Below are 24516 nucleotides of genomic sequence, written 5' to 3' on the forward strand. Positions count from 1 at the left end.
ACTCGTAAAACCGATCCCGTGCGTTGTCCATCCTTGCGAAAAACAGACGATGCATCGGATCGAGCCAAGGACCCGTCCAGGCAGTCTCCGCGCCCCGCCGTATAACACCGGCGGGGCGGTGATCTCTTACGCGGCTTCGCGCTTCAAGGCCTGCGCCATGCAGTGGATGCCGCCGCCGGTCTTGGAGATTTCGCTCATGTCGACGGCCGCGACCTCGAAGCCACGCGCCTTGAGCTGGCCGATCAACGTCTGGCTAGAGGTCGGTGCGATGACCCTGTCCTTGCCGAGCGACATGAAGTTGCAGCCGAGCGCCATCGTGTCCTGGAAGGGGACATCGATGATCTCGTGACCCTTGCCCTTCAGCCAGTCGACGATGCCGGGTTCGGTGCAGGCTAAGCAGACCGCTGTGAGCTTTTCGGCGATCGGCACCACCATCAGGTCGATATGGACATAGTACTCGTCGATGAAGGCGATGCGGGTTTCCCAGCCCTCCTTCTCGAACCAGGCCTGCACCTGGCGGGCGCCTTCTTCCTGCGTGCGGGCGCCGCCGCAGCCGATCAGCACCACGCCGTCCTCGATGACGTTGAAGTCGCCGCCCTCGAAGGTGCCTGCCGTGACCATGTCGTAGATCGGGATGCCGAGCTTCTCGTAGGTGCGGATGGCGGCATAGTTTTCGCCGCGCCGCCACCAATTGGCCATGGCGGTGATGATGGCGCCGTAAGGCGTCATGACGCTGGAATCGCGGGAATAGACCTGCATCGGCAGTTCCGGCGTCGGCTCGTGCCAGTGGATGTTGACGCCGAAATGCTCATAGGCGGCGACCAGGTCCTTGTGCTGCGCCTGCGCGATCTGGACGTTGCAGGGCGCCTCGCGCAGATGCTTGCGCGACAGCGAGCTGGTCGACAGATGCCGCAGGAAATTCGGCGACCCCAGCAGCACGTCGGTCAGCACGTCGGTTTCGTTGGCGAAGCCCCATGATGTCAGCGGCTTGGTGCCGCCGGCCGGGTTGCGGCGCTGCAGCGAAAACGGCTCGGCGACGATGCGGTCATGAACGGTCATGCGGTTCTCCTCGTGGGCTTGTTCTCAAGAGTTGGTCGGGTCATGCGCTGTTCGGGATCCACCAGTCGCGGCCGCGCACCGTGGTGACATATTCCGGCCAGCGGAAGTTGATCGGCGGTTCGTAGTCGCAGAGCGGCGCGATCCAGTTAGTGCCGCCAATGCCGCCGCCGGTGCGGGTGACGAACTCGTCCATCGCCGCATCGCGGGCTTTTTCGTCCTCGAGCAGGCGCAGCGCCGCCAGCGCGACCGTCTTGGCCGCACAGGCAACCATCGGGTCGATGGTGGCGGAAATGCCGCCCAGCGCATTCATCACCCAAGAGGGATAGGTATGGCCATTCGTCGAGCGCAGCGCCGGACGGGCGACGTAAAAGCGCGAGGTCGGCGCGTGCCAGCTCATGTCGGTGTAGTCGTCAGAGGTTGAATTCACCTGCGAGGGCGGCAGGTCGCGGCGCAGGATCGCTTCCGCCTCCTGTGGTGCGATCAACCGCTCCAACTCGTCGATGAACGGGTTCTCGGTCGCGGTACCACCGGCATTGACTTGGATTTCGCGCCCGATCGCCCTGGCGGCCTCGTCCCAGCGGGGCGGCCCGACCGTCGATAGCGCCTCATAGGCAATCCCGGCCATGGCATGATTGGCCAAGCCGGGCCGCGACTTCGACACCCAGTGGCGCTCGTAACGGCAGCCGCTGATCGCGGCCGCCGCCGCCGCATTGCGGTCGAGCACGGCTGTCACCTGCTCGGCCATGCCAATGGTCGGCACGCGGATCATGTACTGGATTTCTGCCAGCCCCGCCGGCAGATTATCGGCGGTCGCCTGGCCGGCTGTCAGGATCGCCTCGCTGATCGACCAGCCGCCCTGGTGCGGCAGCATGGAATCGCGCAGCGCCTTGGAAGCCATGTACATCGTCATCAGCGCGTCGTTGGCGCCGGGGGCGCGGACCGCCGAATGCGCCTGCGGGATCGGTGCGCCGTCGCCTGCGCGAACCCAGTTTTCGGGTTCGTCGCACACAAAGCGGAAGATCATGGCGTAGGCTGCCCCACAATGCGTGTCCCAGCGCGCCGTATTGCAGAGTGGCAGCATGTAGAAAGGGTGGAACGAGATCATGCCGGCAAGGCCGTCATAATAACCCTTGGCCGCATGGATCGGTTTCGATCCGCGCACCTTTTCGGCCGGCTCGCCGGTAAAGCGCAACGTGCCTGGGATGCCGTGGTGTTGCATCGCCGCCTTGGTGGCCAGCAGGCCGCCGAGGCTTGCCATGCCCAACCCCGAATGCGGATCGGTGTGGCCGCCGGCCTCGACGCCAAGGCCGGGCCGCGGTTGCTTCACCGTCACCGCGTCCTGGCAGTTGCCGGGCACGGCATCATATTCGGCATACAGGCCGATCGTCGGTCCGGCGCCATTCGTCCAGTGGGCGCAGAAGGCGGTCGGCATGCCGCCGGAACCTTCCTCGACGGTAAAGCCTTCCCGCTTCAGTCGCTCCACATACCATGCGGCCGACTGGTATTCGCGCCAGGCGGTCTCGCCGAAATCGAAGATGGTGCGCGTCCAAGCCGACAGCAGCGGCTGGATGCCGTCGAGGCAGGCAAGGGCGGTCTCTTGCGCCGATGTCGTCACCGGTTTGTCCATGCATCAAAGAAAGCAGTGAAGCGGCTCGCCAAAAAGTGATATGTTTTCCCGGTTCATGCAAATTCGGTTCACCTCTTGAGAATTCCATCCACACAGGCGCTGCGCGCCCTCGACAGTTTCGCCCGCCACGGCAGCGTCTGGCGTGCCGCCGACGAACTGCACCTCACCCGCAGCGCGGTGAGCCACCAGTTGCGGCTTTTGGAACGCGATCTCGGCTTCGATCTGCTGCAGCGCATCGGCAAGGGGGTGGCGCTGACGCCGCGCGGCCAGCGCTACGCCGCCGATGTCAGGAAGGCGCTGACCGTGCTCGGCGACGCGGGAGCGCAGACGAACGGCGCCGGCGTCGGCGGCTCTTTCGCCATTTCCTGCCCGCCAGGCTTCGCCTCCATGTTCCTGTGCACCCATATCGGCGAGTTCCAGCAGATGTACCCTGACGTGGCGCTCTCGGTGCTGACGCCGCGCCGGCTCGATGACGTCTCGAACCCGGACGCCGACGCCTTCATCGCCTTCGGCGTCGGCAACTGGCCGAACCGGGCGGTGGAGCTGCTCTGCGAAGTCCACTTCACGCCGCTCTGCAGCCCGACATTGCTCAACAAGGTCGGCGGCTTTTCCAAACCGGCGGACGTGCTGCGCGCCAACCTTCTGCATCTCTCCGACACCGAGGACTGGGCGCGCTGGCTGGCGCTGTCCAAGGTGGAAAACCCGGATACCGAAGGCGGCATCTTCTTTTCCGACATGAACCTCGTCTTTTCGGCAGCGGTCGCCGGCCAGGGAATTGCCATGGGCGACGAGCTGACCGGCCGCCGGGCGCTCAGCGAAGGCCGGCTGGTCAAGCCGTTTGAAGCTTCCGTGCCCTCGCCACGCTCCTATTTCCTGGTCTTCGAGCATGCCAAGGCCAGTCATCCCGTGCTCAACGCCTTCAGCGACTGGCTCAGGGCGAAGCTGTCGGAGAGCCGACTCTAATCTCCCCCGGAGGGGAAGATTGGACGCGTCCCAACTGCCAGACGTGAATCAAATTTGCCGATCAAGCGAAAACTATTCGGTTGCGGTGAGCCGCCAGCCTGCCTACGATTTCACCTGGGACTGAGGAAGAGGCAGGATGCAGCAACCCGGCCGGGCCGCAGAGATCAAGGCAATCGGAATCGGCAAGAGCTTCGGCTCGTTCCGTGCGTTGGACAATCTGTCGCTCAATATCGGCCGCGGCGAGTTCCTGACGCTGCTCGGCCCTTCCGGTTCGGGCAAGACCACCTTCCTGATGATCCTGGCCGGCTTCGTACAGCCGACCGAAGGCAAGCTTTTCAGCGACGGCACCGACATCACCGACCGCCCGGCCGAGCAGCGCGCCGCCGGCATGGTGTTCCAGGGCTATGCGCTGTTCCCGCATATGAGCGTCGAGGCCAACATCGCCTTCCCGCTCAAGGTGCGCAAGAAATCGGCCGCCGACATCAAGAAGCGCGTCGGCGAGATGATCGAGCGCGTCGGCCTGGTCGGCCATGAGAAGAAACTGCCCTCGCAGCTCTCCGGCGGCCAGCAGCAGCGCGTCGCGCTGGCCCGCGCACTGGTGTTCGAGCCGGGCGTGCTTCTGCTCGACGAGCCGTTCTCGGCGCTGGACAAGAGCCTGCGCGGCCAGATGCAGGCCGAGATGAAGCGCCTGCACCAGGAAACCGGTACCACTTTCGTCTTCGTCACCCACGACCAGAGCGAGGCGCTGGCGCTGTCCTCGCGCGTCGCCATCTTCAACCACGGCAAATTGCTGCAGGTCGGTGCGCCGGACGAAGTCTACGACCGGCCGGATAACCGCTTCGTCGCCGAATTCCTCGGCGAGATCAACATGCTGCCGCTGAAGGGGGTCAAGCCCGCCGACAATGGCTCGACGGGCCTTTGCGAGGACCGCGCGGTCAATATGCACTGCAAGGCTGAAAAGGTCCGTGGTGACGCCATCCTGGCGATCCGGCCCGAGCACATGTCGATCGCGCGCGAAGCGGCGGCCGGCGAAAACGGGATTGCGGCGACCGCCATCGCCTCCACCTATCTGGGTGCCGCCACCAAGCTCGATCTGACCACACGCCAGGGCGCCAAGGTGACCGTCTCGGTGCCGAACGAGGTTGCCGCCGCGGCACTCAGCAAAGGCAATTCCGTCTGGCTGACCTGGCCGGCGGAAAAGGGTTTCCTCCTTCCGGACGGAGGACAATGAGCGCCGGCGCGGCCTGACCCGCCGCACCGGCTTCCGGACTGAAATCAACGAAAACAAAGGGGAACTGACATGAACGACACCAAGAAAAACGCCATCGACACGCTGTCCGAAAGGGCCAGACGCGGCGAGATCTCGCGCCGCCAGTTCACGCAGCTGGCAGCCCTCGTGCTCGCCGGCACGCCGATGCTGCTGCGCTCGACCGGAGCCTTTGCCGCGGCCAAGGAACTGGTGCTGGTCAACTGGGGTGGCGACGCCATCACCGCCTATGATGCGGCCTACGGCCAGGCCTTCACCAAGGACACCGGCATCACCGTCAAGATGGACGGCTCGGGCCCGACCGAGGGCGCCATCTCGGCGCAGTTCAAGAGCGGCGCGCCGACCTGGGATCTTGTCGACGTCGATCCGTTCTCGGCGATCACGCTCGGCGCCCAGGGCGCACTCGAGCCGATCGACTACAAGATCGTCGACAAGACGAAGATGCGCCCCGGCTTCGGCTGGGAATATGCCGCCTCGACCTACTTCTTCTCCTATGTCATCGCCTATGATTCCGAGAAATACGGCAAGGACGCCCCGACCGGCATGGCCGACTTCTTCGACGTGAAGAAGTTTCCCGGCAAGCGTTCGCTCTACAAATGGGGCGTGTCGAGCTGGGAGGCGGCGCTTTTGGCCGACGGCATCGCGCCGGCTTCGCTCTATCCGCTCGACCTCAAGCGGGCGCATGACAAGATCGCCGCCTTCAAGGAAAATGTCGTCGCCTACTGGGGCGGCGGCGCCGAGAGCCAGAGCGTGCTGCTCAATGGCGAAGCCTCGATGGCCATCGTCTGGTCGACCCGCGCCTCACTGATCGAGCAGGATTCCGGCGGCAAGATCAAGTTCATCTGGGACCAGGGCCTGATCTCGCCCGGCGCGCTGGCCGTTCTCAAGAACAATCCCGGCGGCAAGGACGCGGCGATGAAGTTCATCGCCAGCGCACAGGATCCGCAAAAGCAGCTCGTCATGTTCGACAAGCTCGGCCAGGGCCCGGCCAACCCGGCGGCCGATGCGCTGATCCCCGCCGACAAGAAGCGCATCAACCCGGTCGATCCCGAAAACATGAAGAAGCAGATCGCACTCGACATGGATTGGTACGCCAAGAACTACGGCGCGGCGCTCGACGAATACACCAAGATCATCTCCGCCTGAGAGCGGGATGCTGATCTGAGATGAGAGGCGTTCTCTCCGACAGGATGGGCGCGGCGCTGTTGATGGCGCCGCTGCTCCTGTTCCTCGTCCTGGCCTATGCCTGGCCGTTTCTCGGCGTGGTGAAGTGGAGTTTTACTCTGCCGACGCCGGGGCTTGGCCAATATGATGCCTTGCTCACCGACGATCTGGTCCAGTCGGTGTTCATCCGCACGCTGCGCATCGCGGCGATCGTCACAGTTGTTTCCGTCGCCGCCGCCTACGCCATCACGGTCGTCTGGGTGCGTGGCAGCCCGGCGCAGCGCCTCATCGCCGAATTCTGCATCCTGGTGCCGTTCTGGATCTCGGTGCTGACCCGGGCCTTCGGCTGGGTGGCTCTTTTGTCCAATCGCGGCCTGATCAACACCTGGCTGCAATCGATCGGTTTCATCTCCGAACCGCTGACCTTGGTGCGCAACGAGTTCGGCGTCGTCGTCGGCATGGCGCATTTCCTCATTCCTTTCGCGGTCTTCCCGCTGGCATCCGCCATGCGCAGCCTCGACGACCGCGTGCTGCTTGCGGCGCGCGGGCTTGGCTCCAGCCGTACGCGCACCTTCTGGACGGTGTTCGTGCCGATGACACGCTCCGGCATCATCGGTTCGGCGCTCATCGTGTTCGTCTTCTCGCTCGGCTTCTTCGTCACGCCGGCAATCCTCGGCGGCGGCCGCAGCGTGATGATCGCCGAACTGATCTATCTCAGGATCTTCCAGAGTCCGGACTGGGGGCTGGGGGCTGCGATCAGCGTCGTGCTGGTGCTGTTCGTCGGCGCGCTGATGGCGCTGCTGTTCCGCTATGTCAGACCGAAGCAGTTGATTTGATGCCGACCTATCGCCCCGGTCCCGTCTCGCTGATCCTCGCCGCCCTTGTGGCGCTGTTCCTGCTGATGCCGCTGCTTGCGGTCATCCCGGTGTCGCTGACGCCGAGCCGCATGCTGGCGATGCCGACGGGCGAACTGTCGCTGCGCCACTATCGCTCGCTGATCGAGGATCCGCGCTGGCTCCAGTCGATCCTGCTGTCGATCCGTATCGGCATCGTCAGCAGCGCGATTTCCACAGTGCTGGCGCTTTGCTTCAGCCTCGGTGTGTGGATGTTCCAGCCCCGCTTTACCGCGGCACTGGTCGGTTTCGTGCTGTTGCCGATGGTGGTGCCGCCGGTGGTGTCGGCGATCACGCTCTACTTCCTGCTGACCTCGATCTCCGGCTTCAGCTCGTACTTCGGCTACGACACCTGGCTCGGCGTCGCCATGGCCCATTCGGTGATGACGGTGCCCTTCGCCACCGTGTTGATCCTGGTCTCGCTCAGCCAGCTCGACCGCCGCATCGACCTTGCCGCGCGCGGCCTTGGCGCAACTGTCTGGGAGCGTGCTACCCGCATCATCATGCCCAACATCAAGTTCGGCATCATCACAGCTGCGCTTTTGTCCTTCGTACTGTCCTGGGAAGAAATCGGCGTCACGCTGTTCATCACCTCGGTCAACGCCATCACGCTGCCCCGCCTGATGTGGATGGGCCTGCGCGACAACATCGACCCGGCGATCGCCGCCCTTTCGGTGATCCTAATCATCATCACGGTGCTGGTGCTGGCGGTGCGCAGTGTGATGACCAGGCAGCGCGCCGGGCCCTAGACAAACCGCACCGAGATGCGGCCGAGCCTCGCCCGTCTCCTCGACTTCATTCACGATACGGCGCTAAATATACTAAATATATACAAAGCACTGGCGTTTCATGGGAGGTGATGATGTCGGTGACGTATGATTTTTCGGGCCGAACAGCAATCGTCACAGGAGGCGCCCGTGGTATCGGTCGAGCGATAGCCCACAAGCTCTCTTTGAGTGGAGCGGACGTCTGGATCTGGGATATTGAGCCCGTCGAGCTTGAAGGCACACGATCTCTTTCAGTGGACGTGACGAAACGCGATAACGTCATGCAAGCGCTGACCATCATGGGTGAAGTCGGGGTCGACATTCTCGTCAACAATGCGGGGTGGCTGGGTGGCTATAAGCCGTTCGAGGAATTCGAACCGGCGGAATGGCAGAGAATCCTGCAGGTCAACCTTCTTGGCACGTTCGAAGTAACGCATCGCGTGCTCCCGCTTATGCGACGAGCGGGAAAGGGTCGTATCGTCAACATGGGATCCCTTGCCGGGAAAGAGGGACTGCCGAGCCTTGCGGCCTATTCCGCGGCCAGCGCCGGTGTCATCGCTTTTACCAAAGCACTGTCGCGTGAGATCAGCGATACCGATATTCGCGTCAACTGTATCGCTCCGGGACCGATCGATACGCGCCTTATCCGCGATCTCGGCAATGAAACCGTCGATGCGATGATATCGGCAAGTCCGCTGAAGCGGCTCGGCGATCCGAACGAGGTAGCGGCGCTCGTGGTGTGGCTTTGCTCGGATGCCAGTGCGTTCAACACCGGCGCTGTTTTCGACATGTCGGGCGGCCGAGCCCGATACTGACAGAGATCGCGGGAATCAAAGTATCCCCGGGCAACATGCCGGCTGAGCAGATCGGCTCTCCAAGGTTGCTCGGCATGGCAATCTGTTCATCACAGGGGTCGTATTTTCGAGATCATCGGCGATCATGATCGCGACGGGACGAATCATGCGATATGGCGCAGGCTTGACGAGCCGGTACGCTGCGCGTGAATTTGCCAATATGACGAACCGCTTGCTCAAGGCATGACAGGCGAGGGGGGACGAAAAATGACCGCGCCCGGCGATTTGCTGCAGGCACTTTTTCTGAGGCTCAAAAGCGATAAGTCGCTGTCTGCGCTGCTTGGTGGCGCCGGGCTGCTTGAGCGGGCGACCGAGAATGCCGCCTTTCCCTACGTGACTTTTGGTCAGACCAGTGCCTTTGACTGGGACACCGGCGCCGAGAACGACGACGATCAGTTGATTACGCTGCATGTCTGGTCGAAAGCCCATGGTGAAGACGAAACCCTTGCCATCATGGCCGCCATCAAGGCCCGCCTTGCCAACGCCGCACTGGTGGTCGGCCGGCGCGGCAAGACGCGGCTGTCGCTTGAATTCACCGAGGCCCGTTACGACGAGGAACTCCTCGTGCATCACGGGCTGCTGCGGTTTCGCGCGCTAACGCAGGAAAATGCCTGACACGCTTTCAATCTGACCGAAACGGAGTCTAGACTGGCGTCTGCGGGATTTCTGCGGGTCGGGGCGTCGAAATGGCAATCGGTCGTCTGGCGTTCAGGGGTGTAGCGGGCATGGTTTTCGCATCGATCACCGTTCATTTCACGTTCAGCACCGATGCGTTACAACGCCGACCATGAAAACGCTTCGCTCCCACTTTCGAACCGCGACCCTGGCGCTCTGTGCGGCCGGGCTGTTGGCGTCGCAGGCGACGGCGATGTCGGTGATCGCACCCGACCAGTCCAGCCCGATCGTCCTGGCCGCATCCGACTGCTACGCGATCGGCCAGCAGGTGGCCGAGCAGAATGGCGGGACGCTGGCCAAGGCCTCGCAGTCGACACGCGGTGGCCAGCCGGTCTGCGTCATCGTCGTGCTGGTGCCTGGCAAGGACGGGCAGCGTCCGCGCCGTTCCGAGATCGTCGTTCCGCAGAACTGACCCACCCGTTTCCCAGGCTGCCGGAATCGGCCTATATCTGAACAAGTCCTTCAAAAGGTATCGATCTCCGCATGCGCGTACTCGTCGTCGAGGATGACAAGGATCTCAACCGGCAGATAGCGGACGCGCTGGTCGACGCTGGCTACGTCGTCGACCGTGCTTTCGACGGCGAGGAAGGCCATTTCCTCGGCGACACCGAACCCTACGACGCCGTCGTGCTCGATATCGGCCTGCCGCAGATGGACGGCATCAGCGTGGTCGAACGTTGGCGCCGTGGCGGCCGCAAGATGCCGGTACTGATCCTGACCGCGCGCGACCGCTGGAGCGACAAGGTCTCCGGCATCGATGCCGGCGCTGACGACTATGTCACCAAGCCCTTCCACATCGAGGAGGTGCTGGCGCGGCTCCGGGCGCTGATCCGCCGCGCCGCCGGCCATGCCTCGTCGGAACTCACCTGCGGGCCGCTGCGCCTCGACACCAAGGCCTCGAAAGCCGATGTCGACGGCGTGCCGCTGAAGCTGACCTCGCACGAATTCCGCCTGCTTGCCTATCTGATGCACCATATGGGCGAGGTGGTCTCGCGCACCGAACTGGTCGAGCATCTCTACGACCAGGATTTCGACCGCGATTCCAACACCATCGAGGTCTTTGTCGGGCGGCTGCGCAAGAAGATGGGCATCGACATGATCGAAACCGTGCGTGGCATGGGCTACCGCATGCGCGAGCCGGAGGCGTAACTCGGAACCGCTCAAACCAACCGCAAGGGCGCCGCTTTCGCTGCGTTTGTGGCCGCGTTCGCTGACGTTCCGCGTGATCGCCTTTTCCACCGTGTGGGCGATCCTGACCCTTGTCGTCATTTTCACCCTGATCACCACGCTCTACCGCCAGGCCAGCGAGCGCGGCTTCGACAGCCTGCTTTCGGCGCATCTGTTCAACCTGATCGGGTCCATCGGCATTTCCGACACCGGTGCGCTCACCGGCGCCCCGGACCTTGGCGACCTCCGCTTCTCCGAGCCGAATTCCGGTTGGTACTGGTCGGTCGAGCCTGCCTCGGAAGGTGTGCATGGTGACCTTCATTCGTCGTCGATGACGAGCAAAATTCCGTCGCCAAGCGTCGCCGAGGTGCCCTTCAATGCCAGCTTCCAGCGCAGCTATTCGGCCGAAGGGATAGACGGCGAGCAGCTCGAAGTGTTCGAGAGCGAATTCGTGCTCGATGCCAAGAACCGCGCCGCGCGTTTTCGCGTGATGGGCAACCAGAGCGAACTCGAACAGGAAATCGCCACCTTCCAGCGCCGCCTGCTGACCTATCTCAGCCTGTTCGGCGTCGGCATGATCGCCATCAACGCCATTGCCATCCTGCTCGGCCTGCAGCCGCTGCGCCGGGTGCGCAACGCCCTTGCCATGGTGCGCGAAGGCACCGCGCAGCGGCTCGACGGCCGCTTTCCTGCCGAGATCGAGCCGTTAGCCAACGAAACCAACGCCTTGATCGAAAACAACAAACGCATCGTCGAGCGCTCGCGAACCCAGGTCGGCAATCTCGCCCATTCGCTGAAGACGCCGCTTGCGGTGCTGCTCAATGAGGGCCGGGCGCTTGGCGGCGCCAAGGGACAATTGATCGCCGAGCAGGCCGCCTCGATGCAGAAGCAGGTCGACCATTATTTGCAGCGCGCCCGCGTCGCGGCTCAGCGCGACAGCGTCGTCTATCGTACGCCGGTGGCGCCGCTGGTGCAGCGCATGGTGCGGGTCTTGCAGAAGCTCAATCCGCAGACCAGCCTGTCGCTGTCCCTGCCGGCCACCGAGATCGTCTTTGCCGGGGAGCGCGAGGACCTCGAGGAACTGCTCGGCAATCTTCTCGAAAATGCGATGAAATGGGCAAAAAGCGCGGTCTCGGTCACGGTGGCGCCCCTGGCCGGCAAGGACGACAATCTTTTCGAGATCAGCATCGACGACGACGGTCCTGGCATTCCCGAGGACAAGGCGCGCGACGCGCTGAAGCGTGGAAGGCGCCTGGACGAGACAAAACCGGGAACAGGTCTTGGACTTGCCATTGTCGCCGACCTCGTCAACGAGTATGGAGGCGTTCTCGCGCTCGAACGGTCCGACCTGGGTGGATTGAAGGCAGTGGTGCGCTTGCGGAGCCTTCAGTGACGCTTTCCCAGGCCAATCGACAGCGATGGAAGGCGTTTGTCATGGCGGTATATCGATTGATCCCGGAGCAATGCCGATTGCTCTCGAACTTGCCGGCAGCGGCCAAATTTCCGACAAATATCAATACTATGGCCACGCCTACTTCTCCGATGACGCGGCCCCCGGCGCATCCATGGCAGGCTCCAACTCAAGAAAACCGGTTGTTGGCATGAAGATTCGCGTCGCGCTTGTTTCCGCATTGCTGGCCGTCTCCGGCTGCACCACCTTGAGCGGCAAGGGCCCTACCGTGACGCCGACACCGGCCTCGACGCCTCCGACAAGCGGCAAGGTCACCAAGTCGATCATTTCGGCGATGGACGGCGGCCTCGTCGGCGGCTCGATCGGCAATGGCCTCAGCGACGCCGAGAAGCGCAGTGCGCTCGAGGCCGAATACAAGGCGCTTGAATATACGACGAGCGGTCAGAAAGTGGCGTGGAAGGGCGATCAGGCTTCGCACTATGGCGAGGTGGTTCCGGCCCAGCCCTATCGCGTCGGTTCGCAGGACTGCCGCCAATACACGCAGACGGTGTTCACCGGCGGCGCCGGGGTGACGGCGCGCGGAACCGCTTGCCGCAATGCCGATGGCAGCTGGACGCCGCTAACCTGACAGCTGCATGTCGCCCAAAAGTGCGCAGCGGTTTTGGGACAATGACATGCACCAAAAACGGACCGGCCCAGCTCCGGTTGATGTCGATCAAGGACGTCAGGCGCGCTGACCGTCAAAGCGTCGCAGGATGCCTGTGTTGGCAGGGCGGGGCTCTGTCGTTATTGGAAGAACCATGCTGTTCTGGGTCATAGCCGCGATACTGACGCTCGGCGCGAGCCTGGCGGTGCTGCTGCCGCTGGCCGCGGGAGCCAAGGGCACGTCGTCGAGTGGCGATCACGATCTGGAAGTCTATCGCGACCAGTTGTCCGAGCTTGACCGCGACGCCGGGCGCGGCTTGATCCAGCCGGCGGAAGCGGCCGAGGCGCGCGCCGAAATCGCGCGCCGCATCCTGCGCCTCGACAATGCCGATACGGCCGGCAAGGCATCGGCCCGGCCGGCTTCGGTCACGGCGCGGCTTGTCGCGACCGTGGCCGTGCTGGCGGTCCCGCTGGTCAGCTGGGGTGTTTACAGCCAGATCGGCTCGCCTGACTTGCCGGCGCAGCCGCTCAGCCAACGGCTGGCCAAGAACCCGGCCGACAGTTCGGTCGACGAATTGGTTGCACGCGCCGAGGCCCACCTTGCCGCCAACCCGTCCGACGGCAGGGGGTGGGACGTGCTGGCCCCGGTCTATCTGCGCATGCAGCGCTTCTCCGACGCGGTCGCCGCGTACCGCAATGCCATCCGCCTCGCCGGCGACAGCGCTGTTCGCCAGGCCGGCCTCGGCGAGGCAATCGCCGGTGCCGCGGGCGGTATCGTTTCCGCCGATGCCCAGGATGCCTTCGAGGCGGCGCTGAAGCTCGATCCCGCCAATGCCAAGGCCAGCTTCTACCTGGCCGTGGCCTTGGCGCAGGAGGGGCGCAACAAGGAAGCGACCACGGCCTGGCAGGCGATGCTGGGCACTTTGCCGCCGGATTCGCCATGGCGCAGTGCCGTCGAGCAGGCACTGGCAAAATCCGCTAGCCCCGAAGTCGCTTCCGGCGCGGCCGCGAAGGGCCCCGATGCCGCAGATGTCGACGCCGCATCCTCCATGTCGCCGCAGGATCGCGAAGCCATGATCAACACCATGGTCGCCGGCCTCGACGAAAAACTGCGGCAAAATCCGCGAGACACGGAAGGATGGATGCGGCTCGTTCGTTCCTATGTCGTGCTGGGCAAAACCGATCAGGCGCGCGAGGCGCTCGGTCGCGCCATCGCCGTCTTTGGCGCCGGCAGCGACGAAGCCAAGAAATTCACCGCCTTTGCCGCCTCGCTCGGCCTGACGGCGACGGAGTAAAACGTGTCATGACACGCAAGCAGAAGCGATTGTCGGTCATCGTGGGCGGATTGGCTTTCCTGGGTGCCGCCACCGGGCTGACCTTCTACGCGCTTGGCCAGAAGGCCTCCTACTTCTACATGCCGGCCGACCTCACCACGGCGAGCGTCCAGCCCGGCCAGCGCATCAGGCTCGGCGGTTTGGTCGAAAAAGGCACCATCCAGCGCGGGCAGGGCGCGACGGTCGCCTTTTCGGTCACCGACACGCACAAATCGGTCAAGGTCACCTATACCGGAATCTTGCCCGACCTCTTTCGCGAGGAGCAGGGCGTCATCACCGAGGGCAGTTTCGGTCCGGACGGCGTCTTTGTTGCCGACAGCGTGCTTGCCAAGCATGATGAGCGCTATATGCCCAAGGAAGTGGCCGACGGGCTGAAGGCCAAGGGCGTCTGGCAGGAGAGCAAGAGTGAATAGCCCTGGCGGGAGAGCAAGAGTGAATTGCGGAAACAACCATGGTTGAGACCGGACATTTCGCCCTGGTCCTGGCGTTTGCGCTTTCGCTGGTGCAGACGATCGTGCCGCTGTTCGGCGCACGCCTCAACAACCAGCGCCTGATGGCTGTCGGCGGTCCTGTCGCCGTGACCGGCTTCGCGCTGACGGCGCTGTCCTTTGTCGCATTGGCGAGCGCCTATGCGAACTCCGATTTCTCCGTGGCGAGCGTCTGGGAAAACTCGCATTCGCTGCAGCCGATGATCTACAAGATCACCGGAACCTGGGGCAATCACGAAGGCTCGATGCTGCTCTGGGTGCTGATCCTGACCTTCTTTGGCGCGCTTGTCGCCGCTTTCGGCTCCAATCTGCCGGCGACGCTGCGCGCCAATGTGCTGGCCGTCCAGGGCGCTATCGGCGCTGCCTTCTTCCTGTTCATCCTGGCGACGTCCAATCCTTTCATCCGGCTCAATCCGGCGCCGATCGAGGGCCGCGACCTCAACCCGGTCCTGCAGGATCTCGGCCTGGCCATTCATCCGCCGCTGCTCTATCTCGGCTATGTCGGCTTCTCCATCTGCTTTTCCTTCTCGGTCGCCGCCCTGATCGAGGGGCGCATCGACGCCTCCTGGGCGCGCTGGGTGCGGCCATGGACGCTGGTCGCCTGGATGTTCTTAACTGGCGGCATCGCCATGGGGTCGTACTGGGCCTATTACGAACTCGGCTGGGGCGGTTTCTGGTTCTGGGATCCGGTCGAGAACGCCTCCTTCATGCCGTGGCTGGCGGGCACCGCGCTGCTGCATTCGGCGATCGTCATGGAAAAGCGCTCGGCGCTGAAGATCTGGACGCTGCTGCTCGCCATCCTCACCTTTTCGCTGTCGCTGCTCGGCACCTTCCTGGTCCGTTCGGGCGTGCTCACCTCGGTGCATGCCTTCGCCACCGATCCGGCGCGCGGCGTCTTCATCCTGTGCATCCTGACGCTTTTCATCGGTGGCTCGCTGGCGCTGTTTGCGCTGCGCGCCTCGCGATTGACCGCCGGCGGCCTGTTCCATCCGATCTCGCGTGAAGGCGCGCTCGTCCTCAACAATCTGTTCCTGACCACGGCGACCGCCACAGTGCTCGTCGGCACGCTCTATCCGCTGGCGCTGGAGGCGCTCACCGGCGACAAGATCTCGGTCGGGGCACCGTTCTTCGACCTGACCTTCGGCCCATTGATGCTGCCGCTTCTGGTCCTCGTGCCGTTCGGCCCGCTGCTCGCCTGGAAGCGCGGCGACATCATCGCCGCGTCTCAGCGTCTTATGGCGGCCTTTGCCACGGCGCTGGCGGCGATGCTCGTCACAGGCCTGTTTATCGACGGCGCCTCGGTGTTCGCCGCCCTCGGCATCGGCCTTGCGGTCTGGCTGGTCGCCGGTGCGCTCACCGACCTTGCCGTCAAGTCCGGCGTCGGATCGGTTGCGCCGGCGGTCATGCTCAGGCGCTTTGCCGGCCTGCCGCGCTCGGTCTTCGGCACGGCATTGGCCCATCTCGGCCTCGGCCTGACCTTGCTCGGCATCGTCGCCACGCTCTCTTTCGGCACCGAGAAGATCCTCACCATGCGCGCCGGCGAGACGGTGGAATTGTCTGGCCATACGCTGCGTTTCGTCGGGCTTTATCCGGCGCAGGGGCCAAACTACAGCGAGGACCGTGGCCGCTTCGAGCTGATCGGTGTCAGCGGCAGTCCTGTCGGCGAAATCAGTTCCGCCAAGCGTTTCTATCCGGTGCGGCAGACGACGACGACGGAGTCCGGCATCAAGACCCTTGGTCTTTCCCAGCTCTACCTATCGCTTGGCGACGAGGCCAAGGACGGCACGGTCGTGGTGCGCCTGTGGTGGAAGCCGCTGGTGACACTGATCTGGGGCGGCGGTCTGGTGATGATGGCGGGCGCCGCCATGTCGCTGATGGACAGGCGTCTGCGTGTCGGCGCGCCCTCGCGCCGGCGCAAGCAGGCGAACGTCGTGGCGCCCACGGTCCTGCCATGAAGGCAAGGTTCTGCGCCGCGTTGCTCGTCCTGATGCTGGCGCTCGGCTTTGCCGGCACGGCGCTGGCGGTGAAGCCTGACGAGATGCTGGCCGATCCGGCGCTCGAGGCGCGGGCGCGGGCGCTGTCGGAAGGCCTGCGCTGCATGGTCTGCCAGAACCAGTCGATCGACGAATCCGACGCCGACCTTGCCCGCGACCTGCGCATCCTGGTGCGTCAGCGCCTCGTCGCCGGCGATACCGACCAGCAGGTCATGGACTATGTGGTTTCGCGCTACGGCGAATTCGTGCTACTGAAGCCGCGCTTCGACCTGCGCAACGCACTGCTTTGGGGCACGCCGGCGCTGTTGCTGCTGGTCGGAGGCGTGTTCATCGTGCTGACCGCGCGCTCGCGCCGACCCCTGGCGACAAAGAGCCTGTCCGCCGATGAACAGGCGGCATTGGACGCTATCCTGCACCGCGACTGACGGCTCCCTTCGACCGCCAACATTACCAAAGTTTCATGCGTCGGAAATGGCGCGGTAATGTGCGCCGCTCTAATTCTCCTTTCCTGAGGATGCCGATCAAGCCGCGTCCCTTTGAAAGAGGATACGAGACCCCATGAATATTGCCCCCAATTCATACTCCCGCACCCGCAAGCGTCTCCTGGCTGCCGCCGCTTCCGTCGCCGTTGCCGGCGTGATCGGCGTTGGCGCGCTGACCAGCGGAACCAGCCCCGTTCTGGCCGATGCCGTACGCGTCGAGGCGCCGCAGGTGCAAGGTTTCGCCGATGTCGTCGAGCGCGTGTCGCCAGCCGTGGTCAGCGTCAAGGTGAAGGCCAAGATCCAGCCGACCGCCGATGATGGCTCCGATGGCCAGGACGGCTTCGACAATCTTCCCAACAATCCGCAACTGCGCCGCTTCTTCAAGGAATTCCGGGGCTTTGGCGACCAGGGCGGCCAGGATGACGAAGGCCATCGCCGCTTCGGTCACCGCGACCACAGCAATGACCAGCCGCGCCCGGTGGCGCAGGGCTCCGGCTTCTTCATCTCCGAGGACGGCTACCTCGTCACCAACAACCACGTCGTCGAAGAGGGCACCGCCTTCACCGTGGTGACCAATGACGGCAAGGAACTCGACGCCAAGCTGGTCGGCACCGACCCGCGCACCGATCTCGCCGTGCTGAAGGTCGAAGGTGGTGGCAAGTTCACCTATGTCGACTTCGCCGACGATTCCAAGGTTCGCGTCGGCGACTGGGTCGTGGCAGTCGGCAATCCGTTCGGCCTCGGCGGCACCGTCACCGCCGGCATCGTATCGGCGCGCGGCCGCGATATCGGCGCCGGCCCCTACGACGATTTCCTGCAGATCGACGCCTCGGTCAACCGCGGCAATTCGGGTGGCCCGACCTTCAACCTCAACGGTCAGGTGGTCGGCATCAACACGGCGATCTTCTCGCCCTCGGGCGGCAGTGTCGGCATCGCCTTCGACATTCCTGCCTCGACCGCCAAGCAGGTTGTCGAGGACCTGATGAAGAGTGGCGCGGTGCAGCGCGGCTGGCTGGGCGTCGAAATCCAGCCGGTTACCTCGGACATCGCCGAATCGCTCGGTCTGAAGTCCAACAATGGTGCGTTGGTGTCGAGTGCCCAGGACGAAGGTCCCGGCAAGAAGGCCGGCATCACGGCTGGCGACGTCATCACCCAGGTCGACGGCAAGGATGTTGCCTCGCCGAAGGAACTCGCCCGCCTGATCGGCGCCTATTCGCCCGGCAAGTCGGTTGACGTCACCGTCTGGCGTGGCGGCAAGAGCCAGACGATCAAGGTCGATCTCGGCAAGCTGCCGGCCAGCGACAAGCAGGCCTCGAACGACCAGCAACAGCAGCCCGCCGCTCCGGCGAAGCCTGATACGCTGGCCGATCTCGGCCTCACCGTCACCAAATCCGAAAACGGCAAGGGCCTTGTGGTGACCGATGTCGATCCCGACAGCGCTGCGGCCGACCGCGGCATTCAGCCGGGAGACATCATCACCGCGGTCAATTCGAACGAAGTGAATGGCACCGAGGATGTCACCAAGGCGATGACCGAGGCGGTGAAGTCCGGCCGCAAGGCGGTGCTGATGCAGGTAACCCGCGACAACAACAACCGTTTCGTCGCGCTGCCCGTCGCCAAGGGCTGACAACGACTTTTCCGGTGCGGCGGTATCAAACACCCCCGAGCCGCCGCACGGGAAAGCATGGAGCCGGGTACGTTAGTCAGTCATCGTGCTCTCCTCCAGCGGCAGCGGGCCTCCCATCGCCCGCTGCCGCACATTCTAAAAGCCGCCCAAAAACGCTGCCTCGGGCCTGAGCCGAGAGAATGTGATGATTTGCCCGATCATGCCTCGAAGCGGGCGTGTCCAGGATGAAGACAATCACAGAGTAAGATTCTTCCGCGCGGGACCTCGATCATCTTGATCGCGATGCGCTTTGGCAAAGGCTAAAATGCAGATGTCTGCCACTCAACCTTCCAGCGAAATCGCGTATAACGGCCCTATGAAGATTCTCGTCATAGAAGACGATCGCGAGGCTGCCGATTATCTGCAGAAAGCCTTCACCGAGGCTGGTCATACCGCCCATGTCGCCGGTGACGGCGAGACCGGTTTTGCGCTTGCGGATGCCGGCGACTATGACGTGATGGTCATCGACCGGATGATGCCGCGCCGCGACGGTCTGTCGGTCATTGCCGGTCTTCGCTCACGCGGCAACACCACGCCCGTGCTGATCCTGTCGGCGCTGGGCGAGGTCGATGACCGGGTCACCGGCCTGCGCGCCGGCGGCGACGATTATCTGACCAAGCCCTATGCGTTTTCCGAACTTCTGGCCCGCGTCGAGGTGTTGAACCGACGTGCCAGTGCCAAGGAAGCCGAAACCGTCTACCGGGTTGGCGACCTTGAACTCGACAGGCTGTCGCATTCGGTGCGCCGGGCGGCGCGCGAGATCACCCTGCAGCCGCGCGAGTTCCGCCTGCTCGAATATCTGATGCGCCATGCCGGCCAGGTGGTGACGCGCACCATGCTGCTCGAAAATGTCTGGGATTATCATTTCGACCCGCAGACCAATGTCATCGATGTCCACGTCTCGCGGCTGCGCGGCAAGATCGAAAAAGGCTTCGACAAGCCGATCCTGCATACGGTTCGCGGCGCCGGCTACATGCTGAAGGGCGGCTAGGCGACAGCATGGCTCTCTCCGTGCCGGCCATCATGAGGACGACGGCAGCGCGGCTTTCGGCGCTTTACCTTCTGCTCTTCGCGCTCTGCGCCGTGCTGCTCGTCTTCTACATGACCTCGCTTTCGGCGCGCATGCTGACGGCGCAGACGCAGGAGACCATCAACGACGAAGTGCTGGGCCTCGCCCGCGCCTATCAGCGCGGCGGCCTGCCCGTGCTGGTGCGCGTGGTCGAAAACCGCTCCCGCCAGCCTGGGGCCAACCTCTATCTCATCGCCGATGCCAACGGCCAGATTCTAACCGGCAACGTACAGAGCCTCGAGCCGGGGGTGATCGACACCGAGGGTTGGACGACCGAGCCGTTCTCCTACAAGCGCTTTGGCGAAGGCGAGCTTGATCGCCTGCGCAGCGGAACGTCAGACCAGACGCCGCCGCCTGCGACCGGCGAGAACGCGGTGCCGGCCGAAGGCGAGAAGGGCCACAACGCCATTGCGCTGGTGCTGCGGCTGCCTAACCAGATGATCATGCTGGTCGGCCGCGATCTTGGCGAACCGGAGCGCTTTCGTGCCGTCATCCGCCGTGCGCTGACGCTGGCGCTCGGCATGATGGGGCTCGGCGGACTGCTAATCTGGTTCTTTGTCGGCCGCGCCGCGCTGAAGCGCATCGACAGCGTGTCGGAGGCCAGTCGTCGCATCATGGGCGGTGATCTCTCGGGCCGGCTGCCGGTGACCGGCGCCGGCGATGAATTCGACCGGCTTTCGGAAAATCTCAATTCCATGCTGGCCAGGATCGCCACGCTCAACGAAGGCCTCAAGCAGGTTTCCGACAACATCGCGCATGATCTGAAGACGCCGCTGACCCGGCTGCGCAACCGCGCCGAAGCGACACTTTCGGGCAAGCACAAGCCCGCCGATTACCGCCAGGCGCTGGAAGGCACCATCGCCGAGTCCGACCAGCTGATAAAGACCTTCAACGCCATCCTGATGATCTCCCGGCTCGAGGCCGGATATTCGTCAGAGCACACCAATCGCGTCGATCTGGCGGCGGCCGTGCGTGATGTCGCCGAGCTCTACGAGCCGGTGGCGGAAGAGGCTGGCGTTTCGCTCGAAGCCGACGTGAATGGCGCTTTTCTTGTCGACGGCAACCGCGAGCTGATCGGCCAGGCGCTGTCCAACATCGTCGACAATGCGATCAAATATTCGACGGACTCCACATCCAAGCCGGCCGTTCGCGTGACGCTCGAGCGGACCCATGGCGAGATCAGGCTTTGTGTCGTCGACAACGGCCAGGGCATTCCGGACGATGCCGATCGGGCCCGGGCGACCGAACGTTTCGTGCGGCTGGAGAAAAGCCGTTCGCAACCGGGCTCCGGCCTTGGCCTCAGCCTCGCCAAGGCGGTCATGAGTTTCCATCATGGAAGGCTTGATCTCTTGCCTGGCAATCCGGGACTATCCGTGGTCATGAGTTTCCCCTCACGGGAGGATCACTGATGGCTGCGGTTGCGAAGCGGACGGTCACGGACTGGCAGTTGAAGCCTGCCCTTGGGCTCGCCCCTCTCGACGAAGCCAGGTCGCGGCAGGAACTGGCCGAAATCGCCGCGGCGGCACGCGAAGAAGGGTTGACGCGGCTGGCCAAATTCCTGGCCGGCAAGGGGGAGGGCCAGGATTTCTTGGCCGCAGTCTTCGACCTCTCGCCGTTTTTGCGTGACGCGGCGCGGCGCAGGCCTCGTATCCTGGATGCCCTTTTTGACCAGCCGGTCGAGGCGCGCCTGGAGGCGATCACCGCCGCGATCGAACAGGCGCCGTTGGCCGAGACGGTCTCCGAATCCAGCCTGATGATGGAACTGCGCCAGTGCAAGGCCGAGGCACATTTCCTGATCGCGCTGGCTGACCTTGCCGGTGAGGCGGAAACGTCGCTGACCGTGCGGCGGTTGAGTGATCTTGCCGATGCCTGCTCGCGCGCGGCCGTCGACTTCCTGCTGCGCGACGCGCATGGCCAGGGCAAGCTCAAACTGCGGGATCTCGACAACCCGTCGCTGCAATCGGGCTGGATCCTGCTCGGCATGGGCAAGCTTGGCGCGCATGAGCTGAATTTCTCCTCCGACATCGATCTTGTCGTCTTCTTCGATCCGGAAGCGCCTGCCGTGGTCGACCCGCTCGACGCCACAGAGCTGTTTTCGCGGCTGACGCGGCGCTTGGTGCGCATCCTGCAGGACCGCACCGAGCACGGCTATGTCTTCCGCACCGATCTAAGGCTGCGTCCCGATCCCGGTTCGACGCCGCTGGCGATCCCTGTTGAAGCGGCTCTGCGCTATTACGAAGCGCGCGGCCAGAACTGGGAACGCGCGGCGATGATCAAGGCGCGTCCGGTGGCCGGCGATCTGGCTGCGGCTGCTGCATTCCTCAGGGAACTCCAGCCCTATATCTGGCGCAAATACATGGACTACGCGGCGATTGCCGACGTCCATTCGATCAAGCGCCAGATCCACGCCCACAAGGGCCATGGCGAGATCGCCGTGAAGGGCCACAACGTCAAGCTCGGCCGTGGCGGCATCCGCGAAATCGAGTTCTTCGTCCAGACCCAGCAGCTCATCGCCGGCGGCCGCTTCCCCGAACTGCGCGGCCGCGAAACGGTGTCGATGCTTGGCCAGCTCGCCGCGCGCGGCTGGATCACCGCCAATGCGCGTGACGCACTCGCCCGCCAATACTGGTTCCTGCGCCGTGTCGAGCATGCCGTTCAGATGGTGGCGGACGAGCAGACGCATACGCTGCCGGAAGACGATGAAGGGCTGGAGCGCATCGCCCACATGCTGGGCTTTGCCGATGCGGCGGCGTTTTCCCTGGCATTCCGCGCCTCGCTGCAGCAGGTCGAGCGCCATTATGCAGCACTGTTTGAAACGGCCCCGGAGCTTTCGGCGGGGATCGGCAATCTGGTCTTCACCGGCGATGTCGATGACCCCAACACGCTGCAGACCTTGCAGGGTCTCGGCTTCCAGCGGCCGAGCGACATCTGCCGCGTCATCCGCGGCTGGCATTTCGGCCGCTATCGCGTCACCCAGTCGGCGGAAGCGCGTGAGCGGTTGACGGAATTGACGCCAGCGCTGCTCAAGGCCTTCGGCCAGACGCGCCGGGCGGACGAAGCCTTGATCCGTTTCGACGAATTCCTTGCCGGCCTGCCTGCCGGCATCCAGCTGTTCTCGCTGTTGCAGTCCAACCCGGCGCTGCTCAAGCTGATGGCGACGATCATGGGCGCCGCGCCTCGGCTGGCGGCGATCATCACGCGCCGGCCGCATGTTTTCGACGGCCTGCTCGACCCGGCCTTGCTGACTGAACTCCCCGACCGCGCCTATCTCTCGGCACGGCTTTCCGCCTTCCTTGAAGGCGACAGGGCCTATGAGGAGGTGCTCGACCGGCTGCGCATCTTTGCCTCGGAACAAAAGTTTCTGATCGGCGTGCGGCTGCTTGCCGGTTCGATCGATCCGGCCCGCGCCGGCCGCGCCTTTTCCGATCTCGCCGATCTCACCATCGAGGCGGCGTTGCAGGCGGTGACCGCCGAATTCGCGGCGCGCCACGGCACGATCGCCGGCGGCGTGGTTTCGCTGCTCGGCATGGGCAAGCTCGGCAGCCGCGAATTGACCGCGGGATCGGACGTCGATCTCATCCTGCTCTACGACCATGACGCGGACGCCGAGGACTCCGACGGCGACAAGCCGCTGGCGCCTTCCCACTACTACACCCGCATGACACAGCGGCTGATCTCGGCCGTATCGGCGCCGACGGCGGAAGGAGTGCTCTACGAACTCGACCTGCGGCTGCGGCCGTCCGGCAACAAGGGGCCGGTGGCCACCCACATCGATGCCTTCAAGAAATACCAGCGCCAGGAGGCCTGGACCTGGGAACACATGGCGCTGTCGCGGGCACGCGCCATTGGCGGCGATGCCGGCCTGTGCGCCGAGGTCGAAGCGGAAGTCGCAGCCGTACTTGGCCAGCCGCGCGATGCGGCAAAGGTGAAGACCGAAGCCTCGGACATGCGCGCCATGATCGAGAAGGAAAAGCCGGCACGCGATCTCTGGGACATCAAGCTGATTCCCGGCGGGCTGATCGATCTCGAATTCATCGCCCAGGTGGCTGTCCTCACCGGGAAGGTCGAGGCCGGGCCGCGTGTCACCGGTACGGCGGAGATCCTGTCCCGCCTCGCGCCTGGCTTCGCCGGTGCCGGGGTCAGGCAAGAGCTTGGTGCCGCCTTCGCACTCTATCTGGCGCTGACCCAGATGACCCGGCTGTGCCTCACCGGCCCGTTCGAGCGCGACGACGTTCCGCCGGGGCTTTCGGATCTGCTTCTGGCGGTCACCGACCTGCCGGATTTCGGTGTGCTGGAAGCACATCTCAAGGAGACGTCGCAGAAGGTCAGGAAGGACTTTGATCTTTTGCTTCATGTCGGACGACCATGAAATAACTGTCGAAGCATCGGACCCAAAAGTGGAAGCCGGTTTTGGGAAAATCCGATGCTCGAACAATGAGATAGAGCGGCAACAGGATCGAAGATCCGCCGCTCTCGCATCGGGGGTGACGATGCAACAGGAGAAGACCATGAGAAAGTCAACCAAGCTTGCCCTCGCCTTCGCAGCACTTGCCGGCGCCGTCGGCACCACCGCCTATGCCGAAAACAATGCCAGCGCGAAAATGCGCGACGGCATGATGTCCCAACTCGACAAGGCGATGAGCTATTCAGGCGGCGCCATCACCTTCGACCAGTTTTCCGACGCCATGAACGCGCGGCTGAAGAAGCTCGTTGCCGACAATGGCGGCAAGCTGACCGTCGCCCAACTCGCCGACGCGCTGGAGAAGGCGCGCTTCGAGCGGATGGCCAGGCGCATCATCGCCCGCTACGACACCAAGGGCGACGGCACGCTGACCACGGATGACATCACCGGTCGTGAGAAGAAGGTGTTCGCCATGCTCGACAAGAACAATGACGGCAAGATCGAGAAGAGCGAACTGCCGAAGGGCCATCGCCTTGGCCATCACCGCCAATCGGATGATGACGACGGCGTCCAATAACATTGTTTGATC

General features: G+C 64.0%; 22 protein-coding genes. 20 read left to right on the top strand and 2 right to left on the bottom strand.

The genetic code is table 11. The features are described from left to right. Positions 1-126: 126 nt before the first annotated feature. Together ACLGL5_RS18570 and ACLGL5_RS18575 are read right to left on the bottom strand one after the other, a co-directional pair. The gene (locus ACLGL5_RS18570) at positions 127-1059 is read right to left on the bottom strand and encodes a dimethylarginine dimethylaminohydrolase family protein (RefSeq protein WP_010915034.1); all 933 of its coding nucleotides are present in this window, start codon (positions 1057-1059) and stop codon (positions 127-129) included. A gap of 40 nt (positions 1060-1099) precedes the next feature. Further along, the gene (locus ACLGL5_RS18575) at positions 1100-2686 is read right to left on the bottom strand and encodes a zinc-binding metallopeptidase family protein (protein ID WP_069091745.1); all 1587 of its coding nucleotides are present in this window, start codon (positions 2684-2686) and stop codon (positions 1100-1102) included. A 75-nt stretch (positions 2687-2761) separates the two neighbouring features. On the opposite strand from ACLGL5_RS18575, the gene ACLGL5_RS18580 reads away from it, so the two are divergent. The 20 genes from ACLGL5_RS18580 to ACLGL5_RS18675 all read left to right on the top strand — a co-directional run bounded on the left by ACLGL5_RS18580 (position 2762) and on the right by ACLGL5_RS18675 (position 24504). Beyond that, entirely contained in the window at positions 2762-3649 is an 888-nt protein-coding gene (locus ACLGL5_RS18580) for a LysR substrate-binding domain-containing protein (protein WP_019857136.1), read from the top strand. A 136-nt stretch (positions 3650-3785) separates the two neighbouring features. Then, the gene (locus ACLGL5_RS18585; protein ID WP_019857137.1) at positions 3786-4880 is read left to right on the top strand and encodes an ABC transporter ATP-binding protein; all 1095 of its coding nucleotides are present in this window, start codon (positions 3786-3788) and stop codon (positions 4878-4880) included. Positions 4881-4949: 69 nt separating this feature from the next. Beyond that, a complete protein-coding gene (locus tag ACLGL5_RS18590; RefSeq protein WP_069091746.1) occupies positions 4950-6062 on the top strand; it encodes an ABC transporter substrate-binding protein in 1113 nt (370 codons plus the stop codon). Positions 6063-6082: 20 nt separating this feature from the next. After that, complete coding sequence (locus tag ACLGL5_RS18595) at positions 6083-6916, top strand: ABC transporter permease (RefSeq protein ID WP_069091747.1); 834 nt, start codon at positions 6083-6085, stop codon at positions 6914-6916. Beyond that, on the top strand, positions 6916-7722 hold the full coding sequence (locus tag ACLGL5_RS18600) for an ABC transporter permease (RefSeq protein ID WP_069091748.1): 807 nt from the start codon (positions 6916-6918) through the stop codon (positions 7720-7722). Before ACLGL5_RS18595 ends, ACLGL5_RS18600 begins: the two co-directional genes overlap by 1 nt. A 113-nt stretch (positions 7723-7835) precedes the next feature. Continuing rightward, positions 7836-8555 carry an SDR family NAD(P)-dependent oxidoreductase gene (locus ACLGL5_RS18605; RefSeq protein ID WP_120145518.1) on the top strand — a complete coding sequence of 240 codons (720 nt, stop codon included), beginning with the start codon at positions 7836-7838 and terminating at the stop codon, positions 8553-8555. Between the two features lie 246 nt (positions 8556-8801). Next, positions 8802-9209 (top strand): DUF3168 domain-containing protein, encoded by a 408-nt coding sequence (locus ACLGL5_RS18610; protein ID WP_038645591.1) that lies wholly within the window; start codon positions 8802-8804, stop codon positions 9207-9209. 172 nt (positions 9210-9381) lie between these two features. Beyond that, complete coding sequence (locus tag ACLGL5_RS18615) at positions 9382-9681, top strand: hypothetical protein (protein ID WP_019857143.1); 300 nt, start codon at positions 9382-9384, stop codon at positions 9679-9681. 71 nt (positions 9682-9752) lie between these two features. Beyond that, positions 9753-10418 (top strand): response regulator transcription factor, encoded by a 666-nt coding sequence (locus ACLGL5_RS18620; RefSeq protein WP_019857144.1) that lies wholly within the window; start codon positions 9753-9755, stop codon positions 10416-10418. A 40-nt stretch (positions 10419-10458) separates the two neighbouring features. Continuing rightward, positions 10459-11829: an ATP-binding protein gene (locus ACLGL5_RS18625; RefSeq protein WP_069093365.1), complete on the top strand. Its 1371-nt coding sequence runs from the start codon at positions 10459-10461 to the stop codon at positions 11827-11829. Positions 11830-12037: 208 nt separating this feature from the next. Further along, positions 12038-12475, top strand: coding sequence for an RT0821/Lpp0805 family surface protein (locus ACLGL5_RS18630; protein WP_038652364.1), 438 nt, complete (start codon positions 12038-12040; stop codon positions 12473-12475). A gap of 172 nt (positions 12476-12647) precedes the next feature. Further along, positions 12648-13787, top strand: a complete 1140-nt coding sequence (gene ccmI / locus ACLGL5_RS18635) for a c-type cytochrome biogenesis protein CcmI (RefSeq protein WP_069091749.1) — start codon at positions 12648-12650, stop codon at positions 13785-13787. Between the two features lie 8 nt (positions 13788-13795). Continuing rightward, positions 13796-14239 carry a cytochrome c maturation protein CcmE gene (gene ccmE, locus ACLGL5_RS18640; RefSeq protein WP_010915048.1) on the top strand — a complete coding sequence of 148 codons (444 nt, stop codon included), beginning with the start codon at positions 13796-13798 and terminating at the stop codon, positions 14237-14239. A gap of 38 nt (positions 14240-14277) precedes the next feature. Beyond that, complete coding sequence (locus ACLGL5_RS18645) at positions 14278-16269, top strand: heme lyase CcmF/NrfE family subunit (protein ID WP_038645596.1); 1992 nt, start codon at positions 14278-14280, stop codon at positions 16267-16269. Then, complete coding sequence (locus ACLGL5_RS18650) at positions 16266-16733, top strand: cytochrome c-type biogenesis protein (RefSeq protein WP_038645598.1); 468 nt, start codon at positions 16266-16268, stop codon at positions 16731-16733. The genes ACLGL5_RS18645 and ACLGL5_RS18650 overlap by 4 nt, the downstream gene beginning before the upstream one ends. Before the next feature lie 133 nt (positions 16734-16866). Further along, entirely contained in the window at positions 16867-18417 is a 1551-nt protein-coding gene (locus tag ACLGL5_RS18655; protein WP_069091750.1) for a Do family serine endopeptidase, read from the top strand. A gap of 355 nt (positions 18418-18772) precedes the next feature. Continuing rightward, complete coding sequence (locus ACLGL5_RS18660; protein WP_027046649.1) at positions 18773-19447, top strand: response regulator transcription factor; 675 nt, start codon at positions 18773-18775, stop codon at positions 19445-19447. Between the two features lie 8 nt (positions 19448-19455). After that, positions 19456-20934, top strand: a complete 1479-nt coding sequence (locus ACLGL5_RS18665; RefSeq protein ID WP_019857153.1) for a sensor histidine kinase — start codon at positions 19456-19458, stop codon at positions 20932-20934. After that, positions 20934-23894 (top strand): bifunctional [glutamine synthetase] adenylyltransferase/[glutamine synthetase]-adenylyl-L-tyrosine phosphorylase, encoded by a 2961-nt coding sequence (locus tag ACLGL5_RS18670; protein ID WP_069091751.1) that lies wholly within the window; start codon positions 20934-20936, stop codon positions 23892-23894. The genes ACLGL5_RS18665 and ACLGL5_RS18670 overlap by 1 nt, the downstream gene beginning before the upstream one ends. A 139-nt stretch (positions 23895-24033) precedes the next feature. Continuing rightward, complete coding sequence (locus ACLGL5_RS18675; RefSeq protein WP_494372739.1) at positions 24034-24504, top strand: EF-hand domain-containing protein; 471 nt, start codon at positions 24034-24036, stop codon at positions 24502-24504. Positions 24505-24516: the final 12 nt, after the last annotated feature.

The organism is Mesorhizobium sp. U510, from assembly GCF_059180695.1.

Excerpts from the sequence above, each read along its gene's own strand:
- ACLGL5_RS18630 (WP_038652364.1), top strand. The coding sequence starts at position 12,038 with ATGAAGATTCGCGTCGCGCTTGTTTCCGCATTGCTGGCCGTCTCCGGC.
- ccmE (WP_010915048.1), top strand. The coding sequence starts at position 13,796 with ATGACACGCAAGCAGAAGCGATTGTCGGTCATCGTGGGCGGATTGGCT.
- ACLGL5_RS18645 (WP_038645596.1), top strand. The coding sequence starts at position 14,278 with ATGGTTGAGACCGGACATTTCGCCCTGGTCCTGGCGTTTGCGCTTTCG.
- ACLGL5_RS18575 (WP_069091745.1), bottom strand. The coding sequence starts at position 2,686 with ATGGACAAACCGGTGACGACATCGGCGCAAGAGACCGCCCTTGCCTGC.
- ACLGL5_RS18600 (WP_069091748.1), top strand. The coding sequence starts at position 6,916 with ATGCCGACCTATCGCCCCGGTCCCGTCTCGCTGATCCTCGCCGCCCTT.
- ACLGL5_RS18620 (WP_019857144.1), top strand. The coding sequence starts at position 9,753 with ATGCGCGTACTCGTCGTCGAGGATGACAAGGATCTCAACCGGCAGATA.
- ACLGL5_RS18670 (WP_069091751.1), top strand. The coding sequence starts at position 20,934 with ATGGCTGCGGTTGCGAAGCGGACGGTCACGGACTGGCAGTTGAAGCCT.
- ccmI (WP_069091749.1), top strand. The coding sequence starts at position 12,648 with ATGCTGTTCTGGGTCATAGCCGCGATACTGACGCTCGGCGCGAGCCTG.
- ACLGL5_RS18615 (WP_019857143.1), top strand. The coding sequence starts at position 9,382 with ATGAAAACGCTTCGCTCCCACTTTCGAACCGCGACCCTGGCGCTCTGT.
- ACLGL5_RS18660 (WP_027046649.1), top strand. The coding sequence starts at position 18,773 with ATGAAGATTCTCGTCATAGAAGACGATCGCGAGGCTGCCGATTATCTG.
- ACLGL5_RS18605 (WP_120145518.1), top strand. The coding sequence starts at position 7,836 with ATGTCGGTGACGTATGATTTTTCGGGCCGAACAGCAATCGTCACAGGA.
- ACLGL5_RS18595 (WP_069091747.1), top strand. The coding sequence starts at position 6,083 with ATGAGAGGCGTTCTCTCCGACAGGATGGGCGCGGCGCTGTTGATGGCG.
- ACLGL5_RS18585 (WP_019857137.1), top strand. The coding sequence starts at position 3,786 with ATGCAGCAACCCGGCCGGGCCGCAGAGATCAAGGCAATCGGAATCGGC.
- ACLGL5_RS18610 (WP_038645591.1), top strand. The coding sequence starts at position 8,802 with ATGACCGCGCCCGGCGATTTGCTGCAGGCACTTTTTCTGAGGCTCAAA.
- ACLGL5_RS18675 (WP_494372739.1), top strand. The coding sequence starts at position 24,034 with ATGAGAAAGTCAACCAAGCTTGCCCTCGCCTTCGCAGCACTTGCCGGC.
- ACLGL5_RS18665 (WP_019857153.1), top strand. The coding sequence starts at position 19,456 with ATGGCTCTCTCCGTGCCGGCCATCATGAGGACGACGGCAGCGCGGCTT.
- ACLGL5_RS18590 (WP_069091746.1), top strand. The coding sequence starts at position 4,950 with ATGAACGACACCAAGAAAAACGCCATCGACACGCTGTCCGAAAGGGCC.
- ACLGL5_RS18655 (WP_069091750.1), top strand. The coding sequence starts at position 16,867 with ATGAATATTGCCCCCAATTCATACTCCCGCACCCGCAAGCGTCTCCTG.
- ACLGL5_RS18650 (WP_038645598.1), top strand. The coding sequence starts at position 16,266 with ATGAAGGCAAGGTTCTGCGCCGCGTTGCTCGTCCTGATGCTGGCGCTC.
- ACLGL5_RS18570 (WP_010915034.1), bottom strand. The coding sequence starts at position 1,059 with ATGACCGTTCATGACCGCATCGTCGCCGAGCCGTTTTCGCTGCAGCGC.